The sequence below is a fragment of the Echinicola shivajiensis genome (assembly GCF_018642165.1).
Lineage (GTDB): Bacteria > Bacteroidota > Bacteroidia > Cytophagales > Cyclobacteriaceae > Echinicola > Echinicola shivajiensis.
This window is the reverse complement of record NZ_JAHHZM010000002.1, coordinates 103,302-123,604: the sequence shown is the minus strand read 5'-3', so window position 1 is coordinate 123,604 and position 20,303 is coordinate 103,302. Positions and strand designations below refer to the sequence as shown.

Sequence of the window (20,303 nt, the reverse complement as noted above, 5' to 3'; positions counted from 1 at the left end):
TTCTACTTATTCCTCAAGCACTAAGTAAGTCGCTCATATCTTGACTTCAGATCATCCAAATCACTTTCTTCGACAAAACTCTTTTCTCCCAAGTGCATAATCATTCGTGCATGCTTTTTAACCATCTTCTTCTGATCCTCTTTTTTAGCAAAACCATAAATAGTTAGCATTGCCTCCATTAATCTAATAATAACAGCTGGAGAATCTTTTCCGTATTGACGGATTTGGTTGAAGGAAACATTCATCACATCCTCAAAACTTATCGTTTTGGTAATCATAAATATTTCACCATCCTCATCAAAATGGTACGGACTTGGAAGTTTAGCAGAAGTCAAGTAACAAATAATATCAGCTAATTTATCAATGCAGGTAATAGCGGTAAAGGGGTCATTTACCCCGGGAGAAAGCGCTCGCGCTGCCACCTCCACCATCTGCCTTATCGAAAATTCCACATCTTGTGCTGAAGTCCTTTTGCTTCCAATAATAAATGCAGACTCTATTTGTGACTTTGTTTCATCTTCCAACTCTTCTGAGCTAAATACCAACACCAAAACCTGACCTTCTATGATGAAATTACCAGCATGTTTTTTTACTTCCACTAAGCCTTCCAGTCTTTTGGCCATATCAAAAAGACCAGCATGGTCCACTGATTGTAGATACCCGCTCTTTCGTGCAAATATTTCAAACCTCTCTTTTAATTTGGATTTTTTATCGGATAATTTTTCCTCATCGAATTCAGGAAATGTATCCTCGTCTTCCTCTATGGGAAACAGCCTTTTAAAATTTCTATGGAGATTTAGATTAACATTGGAGATCACCTGATCTGCTTGAATGTTAACAGAAATATGGTGAATAAAAATCACAAGTAAGAAAATATTAATAATTGCCAGAAAAATGGCAAAGGTAATCGAGATATTGGGTACAAAAGCCATTTCTCCTCCAGATTTTACCGCCCTAAGAACTAACAAACAGTAGGTAAAAGTAGCTATATAAGATCCTAGAACCACTTGATTGATACGGTTATGCATAAAGTTTTGCAGTAAGCGGGGACCAAATTGTGAGGAGGCTAAAGTCAAGGCTACAAGCGTAATGGAGAAAACAGTACCCGCTACGCCAATCATGGCTCCCGCAATGGTGGAGAGAATACTGCGCGCAGCATTCTCTCCACCAAAAACATAGTAGTTTATCACTCCGGATGGCTCAAACTCCCACACATTGTCCAGATATATAAAGAAAGTGGCGGCAATAATGGATGCGAGCACCAATTGCAAGGGAACAAACCAAAAAGTAGATTGGAGAATGGACCAAAAATAAATTATTTTGTTTTTCACGATTTCCGCTTTTAAACCTTACCAATTATTTAATCCTAACGACAATCTATTAGACCGATAGTTCTTCATTGATTAACTTTCAAACTTAACCTGATTTTTTCCTAACGACCAAAAACCAATTCGAATCATGGTCTAATTCCAAATAACCATAATCATAACAATAAACATATACATTACCCTTCTTGTTGACATAATGATGGGTATGGTACTTAAACTGAAATCCTTCTTGTAAGAGCTTCTCTCTGTTCACCTTGAAAGTTCCATCCTCATTGCCCAACAGATCTTCCAGTATACTCCTGTTTTTTTTCAGTGCATTATTGATGTTCCTGATCTCATTATTCTTAACCGCTTTTAACTGGTTATTATAATGGTTTCTACATTGATCATCGCAAAATTTCTTATCAGCCCTGCCCTGAATGACTTCCTCGCAATAAAGACATTGCTTCTTTTCATTATACATAAAAAATAAGGTTAATGTGAAAAAACTAATGGAATTTACGAATCAAAGCACAGATTAACAAACGCTTACAAACGACTACAAATGGAAAGAAACATTTAATACCCGACTATTTCCCATTCCTAAACCCAAATTGGATCAAGCATTTTCGTTGATGCGATAATTGGAATTCATTCTTTAACCTAAATTCTTACTATTATGAACACTTTAAGAAACAAAGTTCAACTGATTGGCCGATTAGGTGCCAAGGCAGATTTTAAGGTATTGGACAATGGCAACGCAATGGCCAGAATCAGCTTGGCCACCAATGAGGTATATAAAAATGCTAAAGGTGACCGCATTGAGGACACTACCTGGCATCAGCTAGTAGCCTGGGGAAAGACTGCTGAAATCATCAATAAATACACCGACAAAGGATCTGAAATAGCCATTGAAGGCAAATTGATCAACCGAACTTATACAGATAAAGAAGGGCAAAAAAAATACATCACTGAAATCCAAGTAAATGACCTTGTGCTTCTAGGAGATAAAAACAAGGCCGAAGCCTAAGCCCCTTACTTAATTCTTAATGGGAAAATACCTGTTATTTTTAAGGCTCGGGCAATTTAACTCGAGCCTTAAAATATTATTTCAGATTATCTTGGAATGACACTTTTACTCTCCTGCCATCCAATCACCTTCAATGCCAAACCATAAAAACTGCCCCGACCATAAAAACTCACTTCCTCATCATGCAGTTTCATTTATAATTCTGATGGATTGGTTATTATTGCACTTATTCAAATTGATTTTTTAATTATTGAATATGATTATCCGTTTTCACACCAGTCACCTTATTTCTCACGGATTCCACAGATTTACACTGATTTAATTCTTCATTTCGGTTAGATATGGGCTATTTTTGAGAACATATTTTGGACGGTGAACCTTACTGGTGCAATTGCGGATATACAGATTATTGAAAAAGCCAAAACATTCAATCAACTCCATTATGAACCTAAAAAACCTTTTTTTTCTATTATTTATCCTTCTTTCTTGGAGTACTCTCGCCCAGAACACACCCTACTTTACCAATGGTTTGAAAGTTGGAGAGGTCACTACAAATTCGGTTGTTTTGTGGAGTAGATTATGCAAATTTCCTCAGCCGATAAAAGTAAGCCACCAAAGGAAAGATGCTCCTTTTAAAAGCCCAATAGCTTTTGACGATGACATACCTGTTGAGAAAATGGATGGCGCTGTAGAAGGAACTGAAGGGTATTTACGATTCACTATCAATTCCGAAAACTTTTCTCTGAATACCGATTGGGTTAAAATTGATTCCTCCACAGACTATACCCAAAAGGTATTAATCGAGAATTTGCGTCCCAATCAAAAATACAAGGTAATAGTAGAGGGAAAACTTCATACCTCTGGAATGACAAATCAGTTCAAAGGTTCCTTCAAAACAGCTCCGGAAGATCAAATGCCCAGTCCTGTAAAGTTTACTGTATCCACCTGCCAGTATTTCTGGGATTTTGACGATAAAGAAAGAGGTTTTAAAATATATGATGCCATGAATGAACTAAACCCTGATTTCTTTATCCAAAATGGGGATTATGTTTACTATGACAAACCTGGCCCATTGGCAAAATCACCAAAAAAGGCACGTCATAAATGGCATGCGATCAATGGTTGGCCTTCTCTAGTAGACTTTTTCAGCAAAGTTCCCGTCTTAATGCAAAAAGATGACCATGATTTACTTATGGATGATTATGATCCCTCGAAAACACATTATGGTAAGCTTTCCGCCATTACCGCCCAAAAGATTTGGCAGGAAGAACCCCCCATCATTGAGAAACCTTATAGAAGAATAAGATGGGGCAAGGATCTAGAAATATGGCTGGTAGAAGGAAGGGACTACAGATCTAAAAATAGCCAAGCAGATAATGAGGATAAATCAATATGGGGAAAAGAACAAAAAAACTGGTTTATAAAAACAGTAACAGAATCTGATGCCAAGTTAAAAATACTTTCCTCCCCTACACCTGTCATTGGCCCTGACCGTAAAACTGGTAAAAATGATAACCACTCCAATGATGCCTACAGAACAGAAGGAAAATGGTTGAGAAATTTCCTCAATAACAATCATATGCTAGTAATCTGTGGGGACAGGCACTGGCAATATGTCTCAAAAGATCCTGAAACTGCTTTAATGGAATTCAGCGTAGGCCCTGCTAGCAATGCCCATGCTCAAGGTTGGAATCCGGATGATTTCTTACCTCAACATGAGTTTCTTAGGGTTGAAGGAGGATTTTTAAGTGCAGAACTAAAATATGAAAATAATATCCCGAAGCTGATCCTCAAACACCACGATGTGGATGGGAATATTGTCAATGAGGTTCAAATCGAGGATTAAAAAACGATGTCTATTGTATCAATAAAAAGGGCCGCGATCGCGGCCCTTTTTATTGATACAAACAGCTTCTATTATTAGCTTTTCAACATAGTTTTGGTGAATTCCACCTCGCCAGTTTCCACATTATAATATCCGCCAACGATACCGATTTCTCCAGCTTCATACAATTCTTTCAACACTTCACTTCTATCCAAAATGGCATCCATTGTGTGAATAATATTGTGGTGCGAAACTGCCTCTACAAATTCAGCATCAGAAGGCAAAGCCCCTGGTTGCTCTTTTTTCACTTCTTCGATTGAAGGACTTACTTTATCCAAAAGACCAGTAAGATTACCCATTTTCACTCCTGCACAAGCGCCGTTAATGGCCCCACACTTACTATGTCCTAAAACCACCACAAGCCTAGATCCAGCAACTTTACAGGCATATTCCATACTTCCCAGAATATCTTCATTGGCTATATTTCCAGCAATCCTAGTACTAAAGATATCACCCAAACCTTGGTCGAAAATTAATTCTGCAGAAGTCCTACTGTCAATGCAGCTCAACACTATGGCAAAAGGCCATTGTCCATCTTTGGTATCATTTACTTGTTCAAGCAAATTCCTATTGTATTTCAGATTGTTTACAAATCTTTGGTTTCCTTCTTTCAAAAAGGCCAATGCTTTTTCAGGAGTTACTGTTGCTTGAGTTTCAGCGGTATGTGCTCTCATATTTTTAAAATTTCTATTAATTAATTCTGTGAATTATTATTAATCAATTCGGTTATCACTTCTTGATGAGATGTTTTTCTGTTTTTTCTATAGGATAAAACTTCCTTGTGCTCAGTAGAGACATGATTAGATTCCTCCAAGTCATTCTCCAAATTATACGATGCTTTAAAGCCTATTAGTTTTACGGATATTCCCTTTTCTGGTGCCTGAATATCTTTAAATTCTCTGATAAGTTCCAAAACATCATGCGTAACATATACTGTATCAGATGCATCAATTACCACATTTGCTCCTTTTGGAATATGGTTTAAGGTCTGCTTGATAGCTGCTTTGTTCAAAAAGGACACCTCCTGAGCAAGGTCAACATGAATAATATCTCCATCATTATAGTCCTCTTTTTTGAAATAATATACTCTCTTAGCATTGCCTTTCAATACAAAGAATACGCTGATCACAATTCCCAAAGCTACACCTTTTAACAGGTCCAAGAAAACCACTGCACCCAAAGTCGCTATAAATGGCAAAAACTGATATTTTCCCTGATTCCAAAAATAAGCAAAGGTAGATGGCTTTGCTAATTTATAGCCTATCAACAACAAAATTGCGGCTAAGGTAGCCAATGGAACCTTATTTAGAACAACTGGAATTGTCAATACACTTATCAACAAAAACACACCATGTATTACTGCTGACATTTTAGACTTGGCACCTGAATTAACATTAGCTGTAGTCCTGACAACTACAGAAGTCATCGGCAAGCCTCCAATCAATCCACTGACCATATTTCCTATCCCTTGGGCTTTCAATTCCACATTGGTATTGGTTACCCTTTTCATAGGATCCATACGGTCTGCCGCCTCTATGCATAATAAAGTTTCAATCGATGCAACAATGGCAATGGTGATGGCAACAATCCATACCTCAGGATTGGCAATTGCTCCAAATTTAGGAAGGGTAATTAAATTTTTAAAGTCTTCTGTAGAGGTAGGAACAGGTAAACTTACCAGGTATTTTTCTCCGATCGCCAGAGAACTTCCTGACATAATCAAAAACTCATTCACCAATACACCGCAAATTACAGCTACTAAAGCTGCGGGTACCAGTTTTAATTTTTTCAATGCGGGAATCTTATCCCACGCAATCAATATGCCTAGAGAAATGGCTGTTACCAATATCACTCCTGGCTGAATATCTGTAAAGGAAGCGGCAATATCAGAGAAGATAGCTAGACCGCCCCCAATTTCTACATTGGATCCTAAAGCAACTGGTATTTGCTTGATGAAGATAATCACCCCTATACCTGCAAGCATACCTGTGATGACATTGCTTGGGATATAATTAGATATACTTCCGGCACGCAAAAAACCTAGCAAAAGCTGTATAAGTCCTGCTAGTACTACTGACACCAAGAATATATCAAAACCACCCAAATCCTGGATAGCAACAATAACGATAGCTGTAAGACCTGCGGCCGGACCAGAAACACTAATATGGGACTGGCTTAGAAAGCCAACTACAATACCTCCAACTATTCCGGTGATGATACCTGAGAACAACGGTGCACCGGATGCCATTGCAATCCCTAAACATAATGGTAGGGCTACAAGAAATACTACAAGACCAGATGGCAAGTCTGACTTGAGGTTTGCAAAGAGATTAGTCTTCTTTGTCATAAATTTTTTAATTTTTTGATTCGTAATTTTAAAAGGCGCGCAAACAATCTTAGGAACGATTTTAATAATTGTTCCTTTGGAACTCCCTTGACTCAAAAAGGATTTTTTAGCTTGCCTAGACTCAGCTCAATAGTGGCTGCAAAATATTACGATAATTCTGGAGGGGGGCAGAACTGATCCCTAAGGACAAAATGATAATCTTGTATCCGGTGAAAATTCAAATCGGACTTAATATTCAATTGGGCTATGATAGCATCCCATCCAAGGGTTTTATCCATAAACTCTTCTTTTTCAGGCTTATGGTTTTCAGCACTTTCCTCCTCTTCTTCTTCTACCATTGAATAACAAATAGAAACATCTATTTGGTCGTCGATCAAAGCTATGGCGCTTGGACCCACTACCAATAATGCAAAAATCACCAAAAAAATGGTGGCAACAGCTTTTCTATATGTTGTATAATCTGCCAAAGGCTATCTTTAAATCAAGTTTACTATTTTCAAAAGTATGCAAAAGTTTATAAAACCTACGGATATATTTCTAGAAATGTTCCCGTGAATTTTAAATAATAACAAAAATTAAATGAGCTGGGAAACTTTTATTCGCTTCCAGCTCCTTGATTAACGGTGTGTGTCGTACTTATTAATTGGCAATTCCTTTTTTAATTGTGCTATCACCTGGTCCCATTGCCCTGAGCTATTTAAGGCTTTTAAGGTTTCATGCAATTGTTCTTTTGTCCTAATCCCTGAAACTATCGATATCACTGCTGGCTGCGTGAGCAAGTATTTCAAGATCAGTTCAGTCTTTTCCACTAAACCTGAACTAAGTTCATCCAATTTCCCCCTAATATTTCCCACTTCCTTCTCCGACCAGTTCAAGTAAGGCTTGACAGGTTTGTCCAGCAATAAGCCTTTGGCATAAGCCCCTCTAACAAGTACACTGATATCATTCTTTGCAAGAAGTTCCAAACATTCCTCTTCCGGTCTTCTATCCAATAAACTATATTGCATCATTACTGAAACCATACTGGATTTTTCCAAATATGCCCTAATTACATTTGGGCGGATGGAAGATATACCATATTCCCTGATTTTACCCTCTTTTTTTAATTGCTCAAAAGCTTCAATAGTTTCATCAATTGGGTCTTCTATCGTCCCCCCATGTAATTGATATAAGTCGATATAATCTGTTTGTAAACTTTGAAGGCTTTTCTCAACAGCCTTCAAAATATAGGATTTGCGGGGATTCCAGTCCCAGCCACTTCCATCAGGCCTTAACTCATTTCCAACCTTTGTGGCCAGAACAATTTCATTTCTTATTCCTTTTAAGGCTTCCCCGACAAGTTTCTCATTCTCTCCTGCATCATAAAGATCAGCAGTATCAAAGTAGTTGATTCCTTGGTCAAATGCTTCGCGTATCAATGCCATATCATCTGCCTTTCTTCCTCTCAATGACATACATCCAAAGGACACCTCACTAACTTTGATAGATGACTTTCCAAGTTGATGGTATTTCATTACAAGTTCACTTTGTAAATTCTTAATAAATAAAATAAACAATCAATTCCCCTACTACCATTACCAAAGTTGGTGAACACTTGCCTTAATATAATTATTGTAAACTTCCTTTACCTTATTCATCTGATCAGCATTCAATTGGGCCAATTGACCCGCTTTTACATTTGATAATACTTGTTCTACCCTTGAGGCACCTGGAATCACTGTACTTACTTGATCAAACATCAAAATCCACCTTAAGGCCCAAGAAGCAAGACTATAACTTCCCCCAAAAACAGGTTTTAGTTCCTCTACTGCCTGTAAGCCAGTTTCAAAATCCACTCCTGAAAATGTTTCCCCTTTATCAAATGCTTCTCCATTTCTATTAAAATCTCGGTGGTCATTCTTGTCGAATGTACTTGAAGTATCCATTTTTCCACTTAGAAGCCCGCTGGCCAAGGGTACTCGAGCGATAATGCCGATATTATTCTCTTGAGCTGCCCCAAAAAACTCTTCCAATGGTTTCTGCCTAAACATGTTAAAAATAATCTGGACTGTTGAGACATTAGGGTATTTTAGGGCCTGCATTGCCTCTTCCACTTTCTCCACACTTACTCCCAAATGACGAATCTTCCCTTCTTCTTTTAACCTGTCAAACAACTCAAAAATCTCATCTCGATAAAAAACCTTTGTTGGGGGACAATGTAATTGAATTAAATCCAAAGTCTCCAATTGCATATTTTTCAAACTGGCCTCCACATATGCTCTAAGCACTGTCGGTGTATAGCCCTCTGAAACATGTGGATTAATTTGTCGTCCACACTTGGTAGCCACATATATTTCCTCGGATCTTTCTTTTAAGACTTTTCCTACAGCATGTTCACTTGCACCATCATCATACACATCGGCTGTGTCCAAAAAATTAACTCCCTCATCTATAGCAGAATTAATGATTTTTGAAGCTTCTTTCTCATCAAAGGAACCACCCCATCCTCCTCCTACTTGCCAGGTTCCTAATGAAATTTCCGATACCTTAAATCCCGTTTTTCCTAAAATCCTATATTCCATGTTTTTTATACTGATAAATTAACAGTTTACATCTTTGAAAATGTCTATTGATGTATTAATTTCAAACTTTGTATTATTAAAATGCAAAGACGTTCAATAACCAATACTTTAAATCAATCTTGCTGGGCTGAAAAACATTCTCTAACATTTTTCTATCTTACCATTTAATTGACATCAAATCCATTACACTATGAATGCAAGAAGAAAATTCCTTAATTATCTCTCATTACTGGGCTCAGGTATTTTGTTATCCAATAATACCTATGCCAAACCTAAAAAAGATTTTATGATTCATCAAGTATATTTCTGGTTAAAAAACCCTGAAAAAGACCTAAAGAGTTTTATTAATGGTTGTGAAGATTTAATCAAAATTGACAGTATCAAAAAAGCCTATATTGGGCAACCTGCTGTAACCGAAAGAAGAGATGTGGTAGACCACTCGTTTCACGTTTCTTTGACAGTATATTTTGATAATATGGAAGATCATAACATTTATCAATTAGCACCAATTCATAAAAAATTTATATCAGACCATGAAGATAAGTGGGAAAAAGTCCAAGTTTATGATACAAAAATTCAATAATACTCATTTTTAAATGTTATTTTTCTTTTTAAATATTTACCTTATAGCTGACCTTTGCACCAAACACAAAGGTCAGCCAACTTTGTAAATGAAAAGTACCCTCCTCATATTATCCTTGTTTACCGCATTGCTTATCTCAAGCTTTGATGCAAAATCATTTCAGATAAGCTCGCCACAAAACACCTTGTCTCAAGAAGGTAAGATAGACAGTTTGAATAACTGGGTGGAAAAAAACATAGAAAAGGATATAAACAATGCACTTGCTAATTCCCTAAATGCGCTGGAATTATCAAAAGGAATCAACTATCCTTTGGGAGAGGCACAAAGTATGATCAACCTGGGCTGGATTTATTATAGAATGGATGATTACTTACAAGCAATAGACTTTGCTTTCAAAGGTCATCAGAGTATCATTCCTCTAAATAAACCAGATTTAACTATTCGCTCCTTTTTTAATATTGGAGCAATTTACAGTGAGGGAAGTGGCCAACTTGAATTGGCCCTTGAGTATTTCGAAGAAGCCTATGAAAGAAGCATGGCTATTCAAGACAGGGCCATGAGTGGAAGAGCATTAAATAATCGGGCTTTTATACTTACTCAGTTGGGGAGATTTGACGAAGCTTTAGAATTGATCACCCCGTTTTTGGCTGACAAAAAAAATGATTTCCTTGAATCGTACGCCAGAAGAACCTTGGGAGACATTCAAAAAGTTCAGGGAGACACCAGCAGGGCTATCAACAATTATCTCATTGCCTATCAAATTCTAGAAAAAGAACAGTCCTACTCTACACTTACTAGTTGTATAATAAGACTAGCAGAACTTTATCTAGCCACGGGACAAAATTACAAGGCCAAATTATATCTGGACAAGGGAGAGACTATAAGCAAAAACAACCACTTCCGAGAGCAGTTGGTAAAAATCAACCAGCTTTATTCTAGATTTTATGAAAACCTTGGGAACTGGAAAGAGGCTTTATTTTATCAAAAAAAATATGCTTCCATGCAAGACAGCATTACCAGCCAAATCAATTCCAAAAATATGGGTCGCATGGAGGCCAAATTTGATTTTGACCAAAGGCTAAGTGCTATCAATACTGAAATGGCCCTGAATGAAAAGCTAATCAATGAAAAGCTACAACAACAGATATTCAGACGTAACATATTCTTAGCTGGATTTATCATCATGTTGGTGCTGGTAACCATCGTCCTGTTTACTTCCTACAGGATCCGCAGGTCAAAATACCAAGCAGAATCAGCTAATAGGGCCAAATCCGATTTTATCTCAAGTATGAGCCACGAAATCAGGACTCCGCTAAATGGCGTAATAGGCTTTTCTGACCTCTTGAACTCCACCCCTCTGGATGCCAACCAAAAACAGTACATCACCCTGATCAACCAGTCAGCAAAGTCCCTGATGGAGATTGTGAATGACATTCTAGATTTTTCAAAAATAGAAGCGGGAAAACTGGAGATTGAACTTTCGCAAACCAATATTTATGAACTGGGTATAGAAACAGTTAACCTGGTTGCATTTCAAGCGCATCAAAGATCTATAGAATTGATTTTAGATATTGATGAGCAAATACCTAAGAAGGTTTTGGCAGACCAGGTAAGAATCAAGCAAATCCTAATCAACCTATTGAGCAATGCCGTAAAATTCACAAAAAAGGGAGAAATCATCCTGAAAATCGAACGATTGGACGAAGAGCTGGATGGATTCTCTAAGATCAGGTTCACAGTGAGTGATACCGGTAAAGGAATTGAGCCAAGCAACCAAGAAAAAATCTTCAGTGCCTTTACCCAAGAGGATTCATCAACGACAAGAAAATTCGGAGGAACAGGCTTGGGCTTAGCAATATGCAAAAAGCTGCTCAATATGATGGGGGGAAAAATCTATGTAGAAAGTGAACTGAATAAAGGCAGTAAATTTTGGTTTGAGATCAATTTTGAAACTTTAGAGGAAAAGCAAAAGGAACCGCCACTGCCTTTAGAGAATCTTTATGCCCTGATCATTGAGAAAAATCCCAAACATGGAAAAGTGGTGCAGGAAAACCTTTCCTACCTTGGTGCATCCTCAGATCTTGCCCTTAGTCCAGAAAAAGCCGAAGAACTGCTGCAAAATTCCCCACCATACAACCTTATTTTGGTGAACCACATCCTCAAAAAAGGAGAAGATGGGGCTAAATTTATACAAAGGCTTAAAACAGAAATGAACCTGATTCCTGATAATATCAAGATTATTTTAATGCATAATGCCTTTATACAAAACACAAGTATTCCCGATCATATCAACGCCCTGCTGATAAAGCCTTATAAAAAGCCTGATTTCCTGCAAGTACTAAATAAGTTATTTGACCAAAAAGAAGATAGAGCAACCCTTGATCAAAATATTACCAGTCAGGAAGATCTTGGTCAACTAAGAGAAATATCCCCATCCATATTGATTGCGGAGGACAATCAGGTCAATATGATCCTGACAAAAAAACTACTTCATAACTTTATTCCTAAAGCCGTAATTTTGGAAGCTAAAAATGGCAAAAAGGTAATCGAGGTTTATAATGAAAATGAAGTAGATATTATTTTCATGGATATTCAAATGCCTGTTTTAAATGGATACGAGGCCACAGAAGCTATTAGAAAGATCGAATCTAAAACAGGTAAACACACGCCTATCATTGCCTTGACAGCTGGTATATTAAATAATGAAAGGCAAAAATGTTTGGAAGCAGGATTGGACGATTATACTTCTAAGCCAATGAACAAAAAAGATATAGGAAAGATCCTTCATCAATGGCTACTTGAAAAAATCAGTTGAGGCTATCTCAAAAGCCAAATTCAGCAGTCGTTCTTGAGCAGGTAAGATTAAATGAGAAACCAGCTTTCTTATATAAAAGCCTTTAATCATATCTCTATAATCTAAACAATCCAGCCAGATCAATCAGAAACTTTTTTTTGAGACAGCCTCAAAAGTTAAATTATTTTACTTTTTCTATCACCAAGTTATGGTTGGTGTAGATGCAAATATCAGCTGCAATATTTAAACTTTCTCTTACCATTTCCTCTGCTGATAAATGTGAAGCAAATTTCTTTAAGGCCCTTGCTGCAGACTGAGCATACATACTTCCAGAACCAATGGTCGCGATAGACTCATCAGGCTCGATCACATCCCCTGTTCCTGAGATGATCAAAACATCATCAACATCTGCAACTATCATCATAGCTTCTAGCTTACTAAGCATACGGTCTGTCCTCCATTCTTTGGCCAATTCCACCGCAGCCCTTTTCATATTATTTCCAAAAGCACCCAATTTCTCTTCAAACTTTTCCAATAGTGTAAAAGCATCAGCAGTAGAACCTGCAAAGCCGGTCACGATTTTACCATCCTGGAGTATTCGAACCTTTTTCACACTGCTCTTGGCAATGGTATTACCCAAGGTAGCCTGACCATCTGCACCGATGACCACTTCTCCATTATGCTTAATCGCCACTACTGTGGTTGATCTTAATTTCTCCATAGCGTCTAAAATGTTTGCTTGCCAATCGACAAAAACTATACTAAAAGAAAAAGTCCTGTCAGGAAAACACCAAACAGGACTTTTTGACATATTTTATTTCCCAAAGCTCAAAGCCAAAGGAAATTTTCATTAAATCAAAATTCTAACAGGATCTTCCAATAGACCTTTTAAAGTCTTAAGGAAAGCAGAACCTACAGCCCCATCTACTACCCTATGGTCACAAGAAAGGGTTACTTTCATCACATTTCCGATCTGCATCTGGCCATTTTTAACCACTACAGTTTCCTTGATACCGCCAACCGCAAGGATACAAGCATCTGGTGGATTTACAATTGCAGTAAATTCTTCGATACCGAACATACCCAAGTTAGAAATGGTAAAGGTATTTCCTTCCCAGTCCTTAGGCTGTAATTCTTTGTTTTTTGCTTTTCCGCCCAAAGACTTAGCTTCTTGTGAAATCTGAGAAAGGCTCTTTCCATCTGCAAATCTGATAACTGGAACCAAAAGACCTTCTTCTACTGCCACAGCCATGCCTATATGTACATGGTCGTTGTACCTGATTTTGTCACCTAACCAGCTGGAGTTAACTTTTGGATGTTGACGTAGTGCAGCAGCTGTTGCTTTGATCACCATATCATTAAAAGATATCTTCACCGGTGCGATTTCATTCATGCTCTTACGTGCTTCGATTGCCTTATCCATGTTGATTTCCATGGTCAAGTAGAAGTGCGGAGCAGAGAACTTACTTTCTGCCAAACGCTTGGCAATTGTTTTTCTCATTTGAGAAACTTTCTCCTCAGTATAAGACTCCTGGCCTATAGCAGCAGAACCCGCAGCTGGTGCGGCAGCGGTTGGTGCCGCTTGTACAGCAGCTGGGTTGAAGTTCTCAACATCTCTTTTGATGATCCTTCCTCCTTCACCGGAGCCTGAGATCAAGGAAATCTGAATTCCTTTTTCTTCTGCCATCTTTTTGGCCAAAGGAGAAGCTTTCACTCTGCCGTTATCGGCTGTATTGCTACCAGTACTTACTGCTGCCTTTGGCGCTTCAGCTTTAGTGGCTGGTTTATTTTCTGCTTTTGGAGCTGCTTTCTTTTCCTCTTTAGGAGCTGCTTTTTCCTGAGCGGGAGCAGATTGTTGTGCATGAGCTTTCAACAATGTTTCATAATCTGCACCTTTTTCGCCAATTACGGCGATCACTCCATCAATTTCTACGCTATCTCCTTCCTGGACACCAATATGCAATAATACACCATCATCGTATGACTCAAGCTCCATTGTTGCCTTATCAGTTTCTACCTCGGCAAGGATATCGCCAGACTTCACTTCATCTCCTTCTTTCTTCAACCAGGCAGCAATGGTTCCCTCTTGCATGGTATCACTCATTTTTGGCATGGTGATCAAGGTAGCATTGATTCCTGAAGTATCTATTTCTTCTGTGGATCCGGAAGCAGCTTCAGCAGCTGCTGGCTCCTCTTTAGTTTCTTCTTTAGCTGAATCTGAGGCTGCAGCATCTCCACCGCCCTCTATATCTTTCAAAAGATTGTCGATATTTTCTCCTTTTTCACCTATGATGGCAATCACTCCATTAACAGGCACTGCATCTTTTTCTTCAACACCAATATGCAACAATACTCCCTCGTCATAAGACTCCAGCTCCATAGTCGCTTTATCAGTTTCTACTTCAGCGAGAATATCTCCAGCTTTTACTTCGTCTCCTACTTTCTTTAACCAAGCAGCGATCACCCCTTCTTCCATGGTGTCGCTCATTTTGGGCATTCTTATTACTTCGGCCATAAGTTATCTATATCGAATTCAATTTTTCAGCAAGTCAAAAATAGTTCTTAAAATATCTATATTCAAATTTAATAATAGTAATTTCAATATCAGTAAGTAGTAAAACGATTCTCTCAATTAAAAAATGCCATTAATAAAAAATACCAGCTACAGCGGCCCTGCAATATTATTTAACGGCCATTTGCAAACCATTATCCCAGGACTTTTTAGAAAATCTCTTTTATTACCCTTTGAAAGACAAAGAATTACTACAGAAGATGGTGATTTTCTTGACTTGGATTTATTAAAAAATGACACTGATAAAATAGTGATCATCACCCATGGATTGGAAGGTGATAGCAGGAGACCTTATATGTCTGGCATGGCCAAACATTTTTTTCAACATGGCTATGATGTGCTCACCTGGAACTTTAGAGGATGCAGTGGGGAACTGAACAACAAACCTTTCTTTTATCATTCTGGAGCCACCTATGACCTGGATGAAGTTATCAAATATATCGAAAAAGATTATCAGGAAATTTACTTAATAGGCTTTAGCCTTGGGGGAAACCTTACCCTAAAATACTTGGGAGAGCCTGTAGAAAGACTTAAAAAGATAAAAAAAGCCGTCACTATTTCTGTCCCTCTGCACCTCAAAAGCAGCTGCATAAAAATATCCACGGGAGAAAACATCATCTATTCGAATAGGTTCCTCAAAACACTCAAACAAAAGGTGCGATTAAAATCCCAAGTGTTTCCTGAATCTATTGATATTTCTAATTTGGATAGTATCAGAACCTTGCATGAATTTGACGACAAATATACTGGCCCCATGCATGGCTTCAATGATGCCAACCACTACTATGATAAATGTTCTTCTTTGTACTTTTTGGAAGGAATTCAAATCCCCACGCTTATCTTAAACGCCCAAAACGATCCATTCTTAAGCTCAAAATGCTTTCCTTTTGAATTAGGCCATTCTTTGGATCAAATCTTTATGGAGTTCCCAGAAATTGGGGGACATGTTGGCTTTAGCCCAAGAAAAAGGAAAGAAATATATTGGTCTGAAAAAAGAGCATTTGAATTTATCAATTCTCATGATTAATTTACAACAACTTATGGATCAAAATTATGTGTGAAAGATACTCCCTAGGCAAGACCCAACAGGATCTTGAGTCGCGGTTTGAAGCAGAATTACTGGATGAATTTCATCCCAGATACAATATTGCTCCAACACAACTTCTCCCAGTCATCACTTCAGACAGTCCTAAGGGCTTCTCTCATTTTTATTGGGGGACCACACCTGATTTTGCCAAAAACAAGCCTGTTTCCCTAAAGTTCATTAACGCCCCTGCAGAAACAGCCCATACAAAAGCTTCTACAAAGTCCGCCTTTCAGAAAAGACGTTGTATAATTCCAGCTGATGGCTATTATGCATGGAAACGAGTGGGTAAAAAAACAAAAATCCCATACCGTTTTACCTTAGAAGACAATTCCTTATTTTCCTTTGCTGGAATCTGGGAAGAGTTTGAAAATGATAAAGGGGGCACCAACCATACTTTTCTAATACTTACGGTACCTGCCAATAAAATCAACAAGGAATTTGGGGATAGAATGCCGGTAATTTTCAACAAAGATCAAGAAAAAACCTGGCTCGACAAATACAGTTCCATGGACCTACTTACAGAAATACTAACCCATTACCCCACGGAACAAATGTTATGCTATCCTGTATCACCAGCTGTAAACCAAATAAGCGTTGATGCTGAATACCTTATAAAAAGGACCAGTCCAATGGATCAGTTTGGCAATTATACACTATTTGGATAAATCACTTTTTCTCTTTTGTGCAAGGCACTTCCTGCGTATTTTTGTTCTAAGACTGCAAATTTGCAACCCTTAGCCCTTCAAATCAGTTAGATTTTTGAAGGGTATTTTATCCTACCATTAATTAAGCTTTTATGAAAAAATCCAAAATAGCAGGTGTTGGGCATTATGTACCTGACAATATTGTCACTAATGACGATCTCACCAAAATCATGGACACCAGTGATGAATGGATCGTTGAACGTACAGGAATAAAGCAGAGAAGATGGTTTACCCCTGGTGTGGACACTGTTGCAAACATGTCTGCCAAGGCTTCTAAAATGGCCGTTGAAAGGGCGGGGATAACCATGAAGGATATTGACTTTATTATTTTTGCCACAAGCACACCAGATTATTTTGCCCCCGGAAATGGTGTTTTGGTCCAAAGAGAATTGGGACTTCAGGGAATTGGTGCTTTGGATATCAGAAATGCTTGTTCAGGTTTTTTGTACGGCTTATCTGTTGCCGATCAATTCATCAAAACGGGCATGTACAAAAACATCCTTCTTATAGGAGCTGAAATTCAATCCAGCGCACTGGACAAAAGTACAGCCGGCAGGTCCAATGCGGTCATTTTTGCTGACGGTGCTGGTGCTGCGGTGGTACAGGTTACTGACCAGCCCCAATCGGGAATACTATCTACCCACCTTCATGCTGACGGCGATTTTGCAGAAGAGCTGTACTTAAAAGACCCCGGAAGTAGTAGGGAAATTAGACTTTCCCCAGAAATCATCAATGAACCAAGTTTCCGTATGCAAATGAACGGAAATGTGGTATTTAAACATGCCATCGTGAGGTTCCAAGAGGTCATTAAAGAAGCCTTAGAAGCTAATGGCAAGTCCAAAGATGATATTGACTTGTTAGTTCCGCATCAAGCCAACTTAAGGATCAGCCAATATATTCAACAGAAATTCCAATTACCTGACGAAAAGGTTTTCAACAACATCATGCATTTTGGGAACACCACTGCCGCCACCATCCCTCTTGCACTGAGTGATGCTTGGGAACAAGGTAAAATCAAAGATGGAAATCTTATTTGCCTTGCTGCGTTTGGAAGTGGCTTTTCTTGGGCCTCAGCATTATTAAATTGGTAAATATTTATGCAGGACATCAATATTGAATTATTAGAGAACGAACCCCTTCAATATCAAATCCATCAACTAAAAGAACAATTTATCAATTTATTTGCTTCAATAGCCAATCAAATTTCGGATAAAGAACTCGCTTTATTACATACTGATCATAAAGGAAAAAAAATCAGTAAGGGCAATGAACTCCAACATTGCCCCTACCAAGTTTTGGATATAGTCAGGGATTTTGACAAAAAAAAAGGGTTCAACATCAGGTTTCTCAACTGGTGGGGACACGGGTTATATATAATTGTCTATTATGGTGTAGATAAAATCCCTTCATCTGAAATATATCAATCCTATTTATCCAATGGTTTTTCACTAGGCCGCACTGGTTCACCCTGGGATTATAAAGGAATGATTACTCACCAAATGCACAGCAATGAAATCCCTTTCGAAAAATTACCTGAGCACCTTAATAAATTCAGGCATCTTCAATTGCTAAAAAGAATTCCTTACAAGGCAAAAACTAAGGATTTGGAAAAGTCCATAATTGAAGAATGGAGTTCAATTAAGAAGTTTAAGGAGAGTGAATGATTTTTTTGAGAATAAATGATAATTTAGGAAAAGAATAGAAAGAAAGTTTGATCAACGCTTATACAATTGAAAGAAATCAAGGAAAACCAATGAAGTACCTAATTGCACTGTTTTTTATTTTTACGCAAGGCCTTATTGCTTTTGGACAAGGTCAAACCGTTAGAATTTTCAATTCCGATTCAAGCGTAGTAGCCACAGGTGTGATACTCAACGGAAAAATGAATGGGCTTTGGAAATTGAAAAATCCCAAAAACGATAAATTAATTGAAGAAGGCTATCTAAGTGACGGAAAAAAAGATGGCGTTTGGACGACCTACCATTCTAATGGAAAACCAGATATTGTTGCTGAATACAAAAACAACAAACTCAATGGCAACTTAAACCAATACGATGCCAATGGTTTTCTGATCATTGATGCCATCTACAAAGACAGTGTAGCTGTGGGTGATTACAAAGAATATTATGGCAGCAATGTGGTCTTATATGAACAAAATGCTGGTAAAGTAGTCAAAAGTGAAGGCACCTTTAAAGATGGTAAACTTCATGGAGACTGGCTTTCATACTATGAAAATGGTCAATTGGCCATCAAAAGCAAATATGAGAATGGTATACTCAATGGACCATACTTGGAATATTCAAGGGAGGGCCAGCTGATCGTTGAAGTACAATATGTAAATGGTGAGCCTGATGGAACCTTTAAGAGATATTCGTTCTATAATACTGTTGAACAAACTGGAGAATATGATCATGGCAATAAAGTTGGAAAATGGATCAGCTATTTCCCCGACACCAAGGTGATTGCAGAAGAACAGGAATATGACAAAAACGGTAACAAAACTGGGACTTGGAAATATTACTATGAAAACAAAAGAATTGCCCGTATTGAACATTATGAAAACAACATTGCCGTAGGCGTATGGGAAGAATATTTCCCTAATAAGAACCTTTCAAAAAGAAAGACCTATGAACTAGGTGTTCCTGTAGGAGAATATATAGAAAACCATTCCGACGGTAGTGCCTCCGTCAGAGGCCAGTATAATGGAGGATTAAAGTCGGGACTTTGGAAAAGCTTCTATTCCGATGGGCAACTATACAGCATTGGGGAATACAAAAACGGTGTCAAGTCGGGACTTTGGAAATACTTTAATAAAATAGGAATCCTCATTGCAGAAGGTGAATATCAACTGGGCTCAGAACATGGCCAATGGTTCTATTATTATGATGGAGGCCAACTAAAATCCGTAGGCAGTTATTTTTATGGATTTGAAGATGGCACATGGGGGCTTTTCTATGACAATAAAAAACTCACGCAAGAAGAAACCTGGAGCAATGGTAGACTTATGAGCATTGGAGAATACCATTCCTATGATGGAACCACCACCTTGGATAAGGGAACATTAAAAGAAGGTGAAGGAAGTCGAATCACTTATTATATTGATGGGACCAAAGAGTCAGAAGGAAATTATAAGGAAGGCAAACCACAAGGTAAATGGATTTATTATCATGACAATGGTAAAGTTGCCTCTTCGGGATTAATGGAAGAGGGTAAAAAACAGGGGCGTTGGAATTACTATTCACGCTCAGGAAAGCTAGCAGAAATTATCACTTTCAAAGATGATGAAGTAGTTCCTGAAAACCTTCCCGAATCTGAATTGCCATTTCAAATATTTAACTAGCCAAATACTCCATGGCACCTTTTTTAAATGAGGTGCCATTTATTTTTTGTAGTCAATATTATATTTCACAGACACAAAGTAAATTCCCACGAT

18 protein-coding genes are annotated in these 20,303 nt (G+C 38.0%); 9 read left to right on the top strand and 9 right to left on the bottom strand.

Going from position 1 to position 20,303, the window contains the following annotated elements; translation table 11 throughout:
* Positions 1–20: 20 nt before the first annotated feature.
* Together KMW37_RS05030 and KMW37_RS05025 are read right to left on the bottom strand one after the other, a co-directional pair.
* Positions 21–1,331, bottom strand: coding sequence for a DUF2254 domain-containing protein (locus KMW37_RS05030; RefSeq protein WP_215223525.1), 1,311 nt, complete (start codon positions 1,329–1,331; stop codon positions 21–23).
* A gap of 85 nt (positions 1,332–1,416) precedes the next feature.
* Positions 1,417–1,791 (bottom strand): hypothetical protein, encoded by a 375-nt coding sequence (locus KMW37_RS05025; RefSeq protein WP_215223524.1) that lies wholly within the window; start codon positions 1,789–1,791, stop codon positions 1,417–1,419.
* 195 nt (positions 1,792–1,986) lie between these two features.
* Between KMW37_RS05025 and KMW37_RS05020 the strand changes: the two genes are divergently transcribed.
* Both KMW37_RS05020 and KMW37_RS05015 read left to right on the top strand, forming a co-directional pair.
* Positions 1,987–2,337, top strand: coding sequence for a single-stranded DNA-binding protein (locus tag KMW37_RS05020; RefSeq protein ID WP_215223523.1), 351 nt, complete (start codon positions 1,987–1,989; stop codon positions 2,335–2,337).
* 442 nt (positions 2,338–2,779) lie between these two features.
* Positions 2,780–4,183, top strand: a complete 1,404-nt coding sequence (locus KMW37_RS05015; RefSeq protein WP_215223522.1) for an alkaline phosphatase D family protein — start codon at positions 2,780–2,782, stop codon at positions 4,181–4,183.
* A gap of 74 nt (positions 4,184–4,257) precedes the next feature.
* On the opposite strand, the gene KMW37_RS05010 is transcribed toward KMW37_RS05015, so the two are convergent.
* From KMW37_RS05010 to KMW37_RS04990, 5 genes are all read right to left on the bottom strand, one after another.
* A complete protein-coding gene (locus KMW37_RS05010) occupies positions 4,258–4,896 on the bottom strand; it encodes a carbonic anhydrase family protein (RefSeq protein ID WP_215223521.1) in 639 nt (212 codons plus the stop codon).
* Between the two features lie 20 nt (positions 4,897–4,916).
* On the bottom strand, positions 4,917–6,569 hold the full coding sequence (locus KMW37_RS05005) for a SulP family inorganic anion transporter (protein ID WP_215223520.1): 1,653 nt from the start codon (positions 6,567–6,569) through the stop codon (positions 4,917–4,919).
* Positions 6,570–6,715: 146 nt separating this feature from the next.
* Entirely contained in the window at positions 6,716–7,036 is a 321-nt protein-coding gene (locus KMW37_RS05000; RefSeq protein ID WP_246581350.1) for a hypothetical protein, read from the bottom strand.
* Between the two features lie 150 nt (positions 7,037–7,186).
* A complete protein-coding gene (locus tag KMW37_RS04995) occupies positions 7,187–8,083 on the bottom strand; it encodes an aldo/keto reductase (RefSeq protein WP_215223519.1) in 897 nt (298 codons plus the stop codon).
* Positions 8,084–8,143: 60 nt separating this feature from the next.
* The gene (locus tag KMW37_RS04990) at positions 8,144–9,130 is read right to left on the bottom strand and encodes an aldo/keto reductase (protein ID WP_215223518.1); all 987 of its coding nucleotides are present in this window, start codon (positions 9,128–9,130) and stop codon (positions 8,144–8,146) included.
* Positions 9,131–9,320: 190 nt separating this feature from the next.
* On the opposite strand from KMW37_RS04990, the gene KMW37_RS04985 reads away from it, so the two are divergent.
* On the top strand, positions 9,321–9,713 hold the full coding sequence (locus KMW37_RS04985) for a Dabb family protein (protein WP_215223517.1): 393 nt from the start codon (positions 9,321–9,323) through the stop codon (positions 9,711–9,713).
* Positions 9,714–9,801: 88 nt separating this feature from the next.
* Positions 9,802–12,528, top strand: a complete 2,727-nt coding sequence (locus KMW37_RS04980; RefSeq protein ID WP_215223516.1) for a hybrid sensor histidine kinase/response regulator — start codon at positions 9,802–9,804, stop codon at positions 12,526–12,528.
* Positions 12,529–12,688: 160 nt separating this feature from the next.
* Here the strand turns inward: KMW37_RS04980 and hslV are convergent, their stop codons facing one another.
* Together hslV and KMW37_RS04970 are read right to left on the bottom strand one after the other, a co-directional pair.
* Complete coding sequence (gene hslV, locus KMW37_RS04975; protein ID WP_215223876.1) at positions 12,689–13,228, bottom strand: ATP-dependent protease subunit HslV; 540 nt, start codon at positions 13,226–13,228, stop codon at positions 12,689–12,691.
* A gap of 129 nt (positions 13,229–13,357) precedes the next feature.
* The gene (locus KMW37_RS04970) at positions 13,358–15,022 is read right to left on the bottom strand and encodes a pyruvate dehydrogenase complex dihydrolipoamide acetyltransferase (RefSeq protein ID WP_215223515.1); all 1,665 of its coding nucleotides are present in this window, start codon (positions 15,020–15,022) and stop codon (positions 13,358–13,360) included.
* A 124-nt stretch (positions 15,023–15,146) separates the two neighbouring features.
* Here KMW37_RS04970 and KMW37_RS04965 point away from each other — a divergent pair, with 124 nt between their 5' ends.
* The 5 genes from KMW37_RS04965 to KMW37_RS04945 all read left to right on the top strand — a co-directional run bounded on the left by KMW37_RS04965 (position 15,147) and on the right by KMW37_RS04945 (position 20,210).
* On the top strand, positions 15,147–16,106 hold the full coding sequence (locus KMW37_RS04965) for a YheT family hydrolase (protein WP_215223514.1): 960 nt from the start codon (positions 15,147–15,149) through the stop codon (positions 16,104–16,106).
* Positions 16,107–16,132: 26 nt separating this feature from the next.
* Positions 16,133–16,831, top strand: coding sequence for an SOS response-associated peptidase (locus KMW37_RS04960; RefSeq protein ID WP_215223513.1), 699 nt, complete (start codon positions 16,133–16,135; stop codon positions 16,829–16,831).
* Between the two features lie 131 nt (positions 16,832–16,962).
* Positions 16,963–17,961 (top strand): 3-oxoacyl-ACP synthase III family protein, encoded by a 999-nt coding sequence (locus tag KMW37_RS04955; protein ID WP_215223512.1) that lies wholly within the window; start codon positions 16,963–16,965, stop codon positions 17,959–17,961.
* 6 nt (positions 17,962–17,967) lie between these two features.
* Positions 17,968–18,534 carry a hypothetical protein gene (locus tag KMW37_RS04950; RefSeq protein WP_215223511.1) on the top strand — a complete coding sequence of 189 codons (567 nt, stop codon included), beginning with the start codon at positions 17,968–17,970 and terminating at the stop codon, positions 18,532–18,534.
* 89 nt (positions 18,535–18,623) lie between these two features.
* Positions 18,624–20,210, top strand: a complete 1,587-nt coding sequence (locus tag KMW37_RS04945; RefSeq protein WP_215223510.1) for a toxin-antitoxin system YwqK family antitoxin — start codon at positions 18,624–18,626, stop codon at positions 20,208–20,210.
* The last annotated feature ends 93 nt before the right edge of the window (positions 20,211–20,303 follow it).

What these genes read in the sequence shown, in the direction of transcription:
- KMW37_RS04990 (WP_215223518.1), bottom strand. Translation starts at nt 9,130, where the DNA reads ATGGAATATAGGATTTTAGGAAAAACGGGATTTAAGGTATCGGAAATT.
- KMW37_RS05010 (WP_215223521.1), bottom strand. Translation starts at nt 4,896, where the DNA reads ATGAGAGCACATACCGCTGAAACTCAAGCAACAGTAACTCCTGAAAAA.
- KMW37_RS04980 (WP_215223516.1), top strand. Translation starts at nt 9,802, where the DNA reads ATGAAAAGTACCCTCCTCATATTATCCTTGTTTACCGCATTGCTTATC.
- hslV (WP_215223876.1), bottom strand. Translation starts at nt 13,228, where the DNA reads ATGGAGAAATTAAGATCAACCACAGTAGTGGCGATTAAGCATAATGGA.
- KMW37_RS05020 (WP_215223523.1), top strand. Translation starts at nt 1,987, where the DNA reads ATGAACACTTTAAGAAACAAAGTTCAACTGATTGGCCGATTAGGTGCC.
- KMW37_RS04985 (WP_215223517.1), top strand. Translation starts at nt 9,321, where the DNA reads ATGAATGCAAGAAGAAAATTCCTTAATTATCTCTCATTACTGGGCTCA.
- KMW37_RS04950 (WP_215223511.1), top strand. Translation starts at nt 17,968, where the DNA reads ATGCAGGACATCAATATTGAATTATTAGAGAACGAACCCCTTCAATAT.
- KMW37_RS05015 (WP_215223522.1), top strand. Translation starts at nt 2,780, where the DNA reads ATGAACCTAAAAAACCTTTTTTTTCTATTATTTATCCTTCTTTCTTGG.
- KMW37_RS04965 (WP_215223514.1), top strand. Translation starts at nt 15,147, where the DNA reads ATGCCATTAATAAAAAATACCAGCTACAGCGGCCCTGCAATATTATTT.
- KMW37_RS04960 (WP_215223513.1), top strand. Translation starts at nt 16,133, where the DNA reads ATGTGTGAAAGATACTCCCTAGGCAAGACCCAACAGGATCTTGAGTCG.
- KMW37_RS04970 (WP_215223515.1), bottom strand. Translation starts at nt 15,022, where the DNA reads ATGGCCGAAGTAATAAGAATGCCCAAAATGAGCGACACCATGGAAGAA.
- KMW37_RS05005 (WP_215223520.1), bottom strand. Translation starts at nt 6,569, where the DNA reads ATGACAAAGAAGACTAATCTCTTTGCAAACCTCAAGTCAGACTTGCCA.
- KMW37_RS04955 (WP_215223512.1), top strand. Translation starts at nt 16,963, where the DNA reads ATGAAAAAATCCAAAATAGCAGGTGTTGGGCATTATGTACCTGACAAT.
- KMW37_RS05025 (WP_215223524.1), bottom strand. Translation starts at nt 1,791, where the DNA reads ATGTATAATGAAAAGAAGCAATGTCTTTATTGCGAGGAAGTCATTCAG.
- KMW37_RS04945 (WP_215223510.1), top strand. Translation starts at nt 18,624, where the DNA reads ATGAAGTACCTAATTGCACTGTTTTTTATTTTTACGCAAGGCCTTATT.
- KMW37_RS04995 (WP_215223519.1), bottom strand. Translation starts at nt 8,083, where the DNA reads ATGAAATACCATCAACTTGGAAAGTCATCTATCAAAGTTAGTGAGGTG.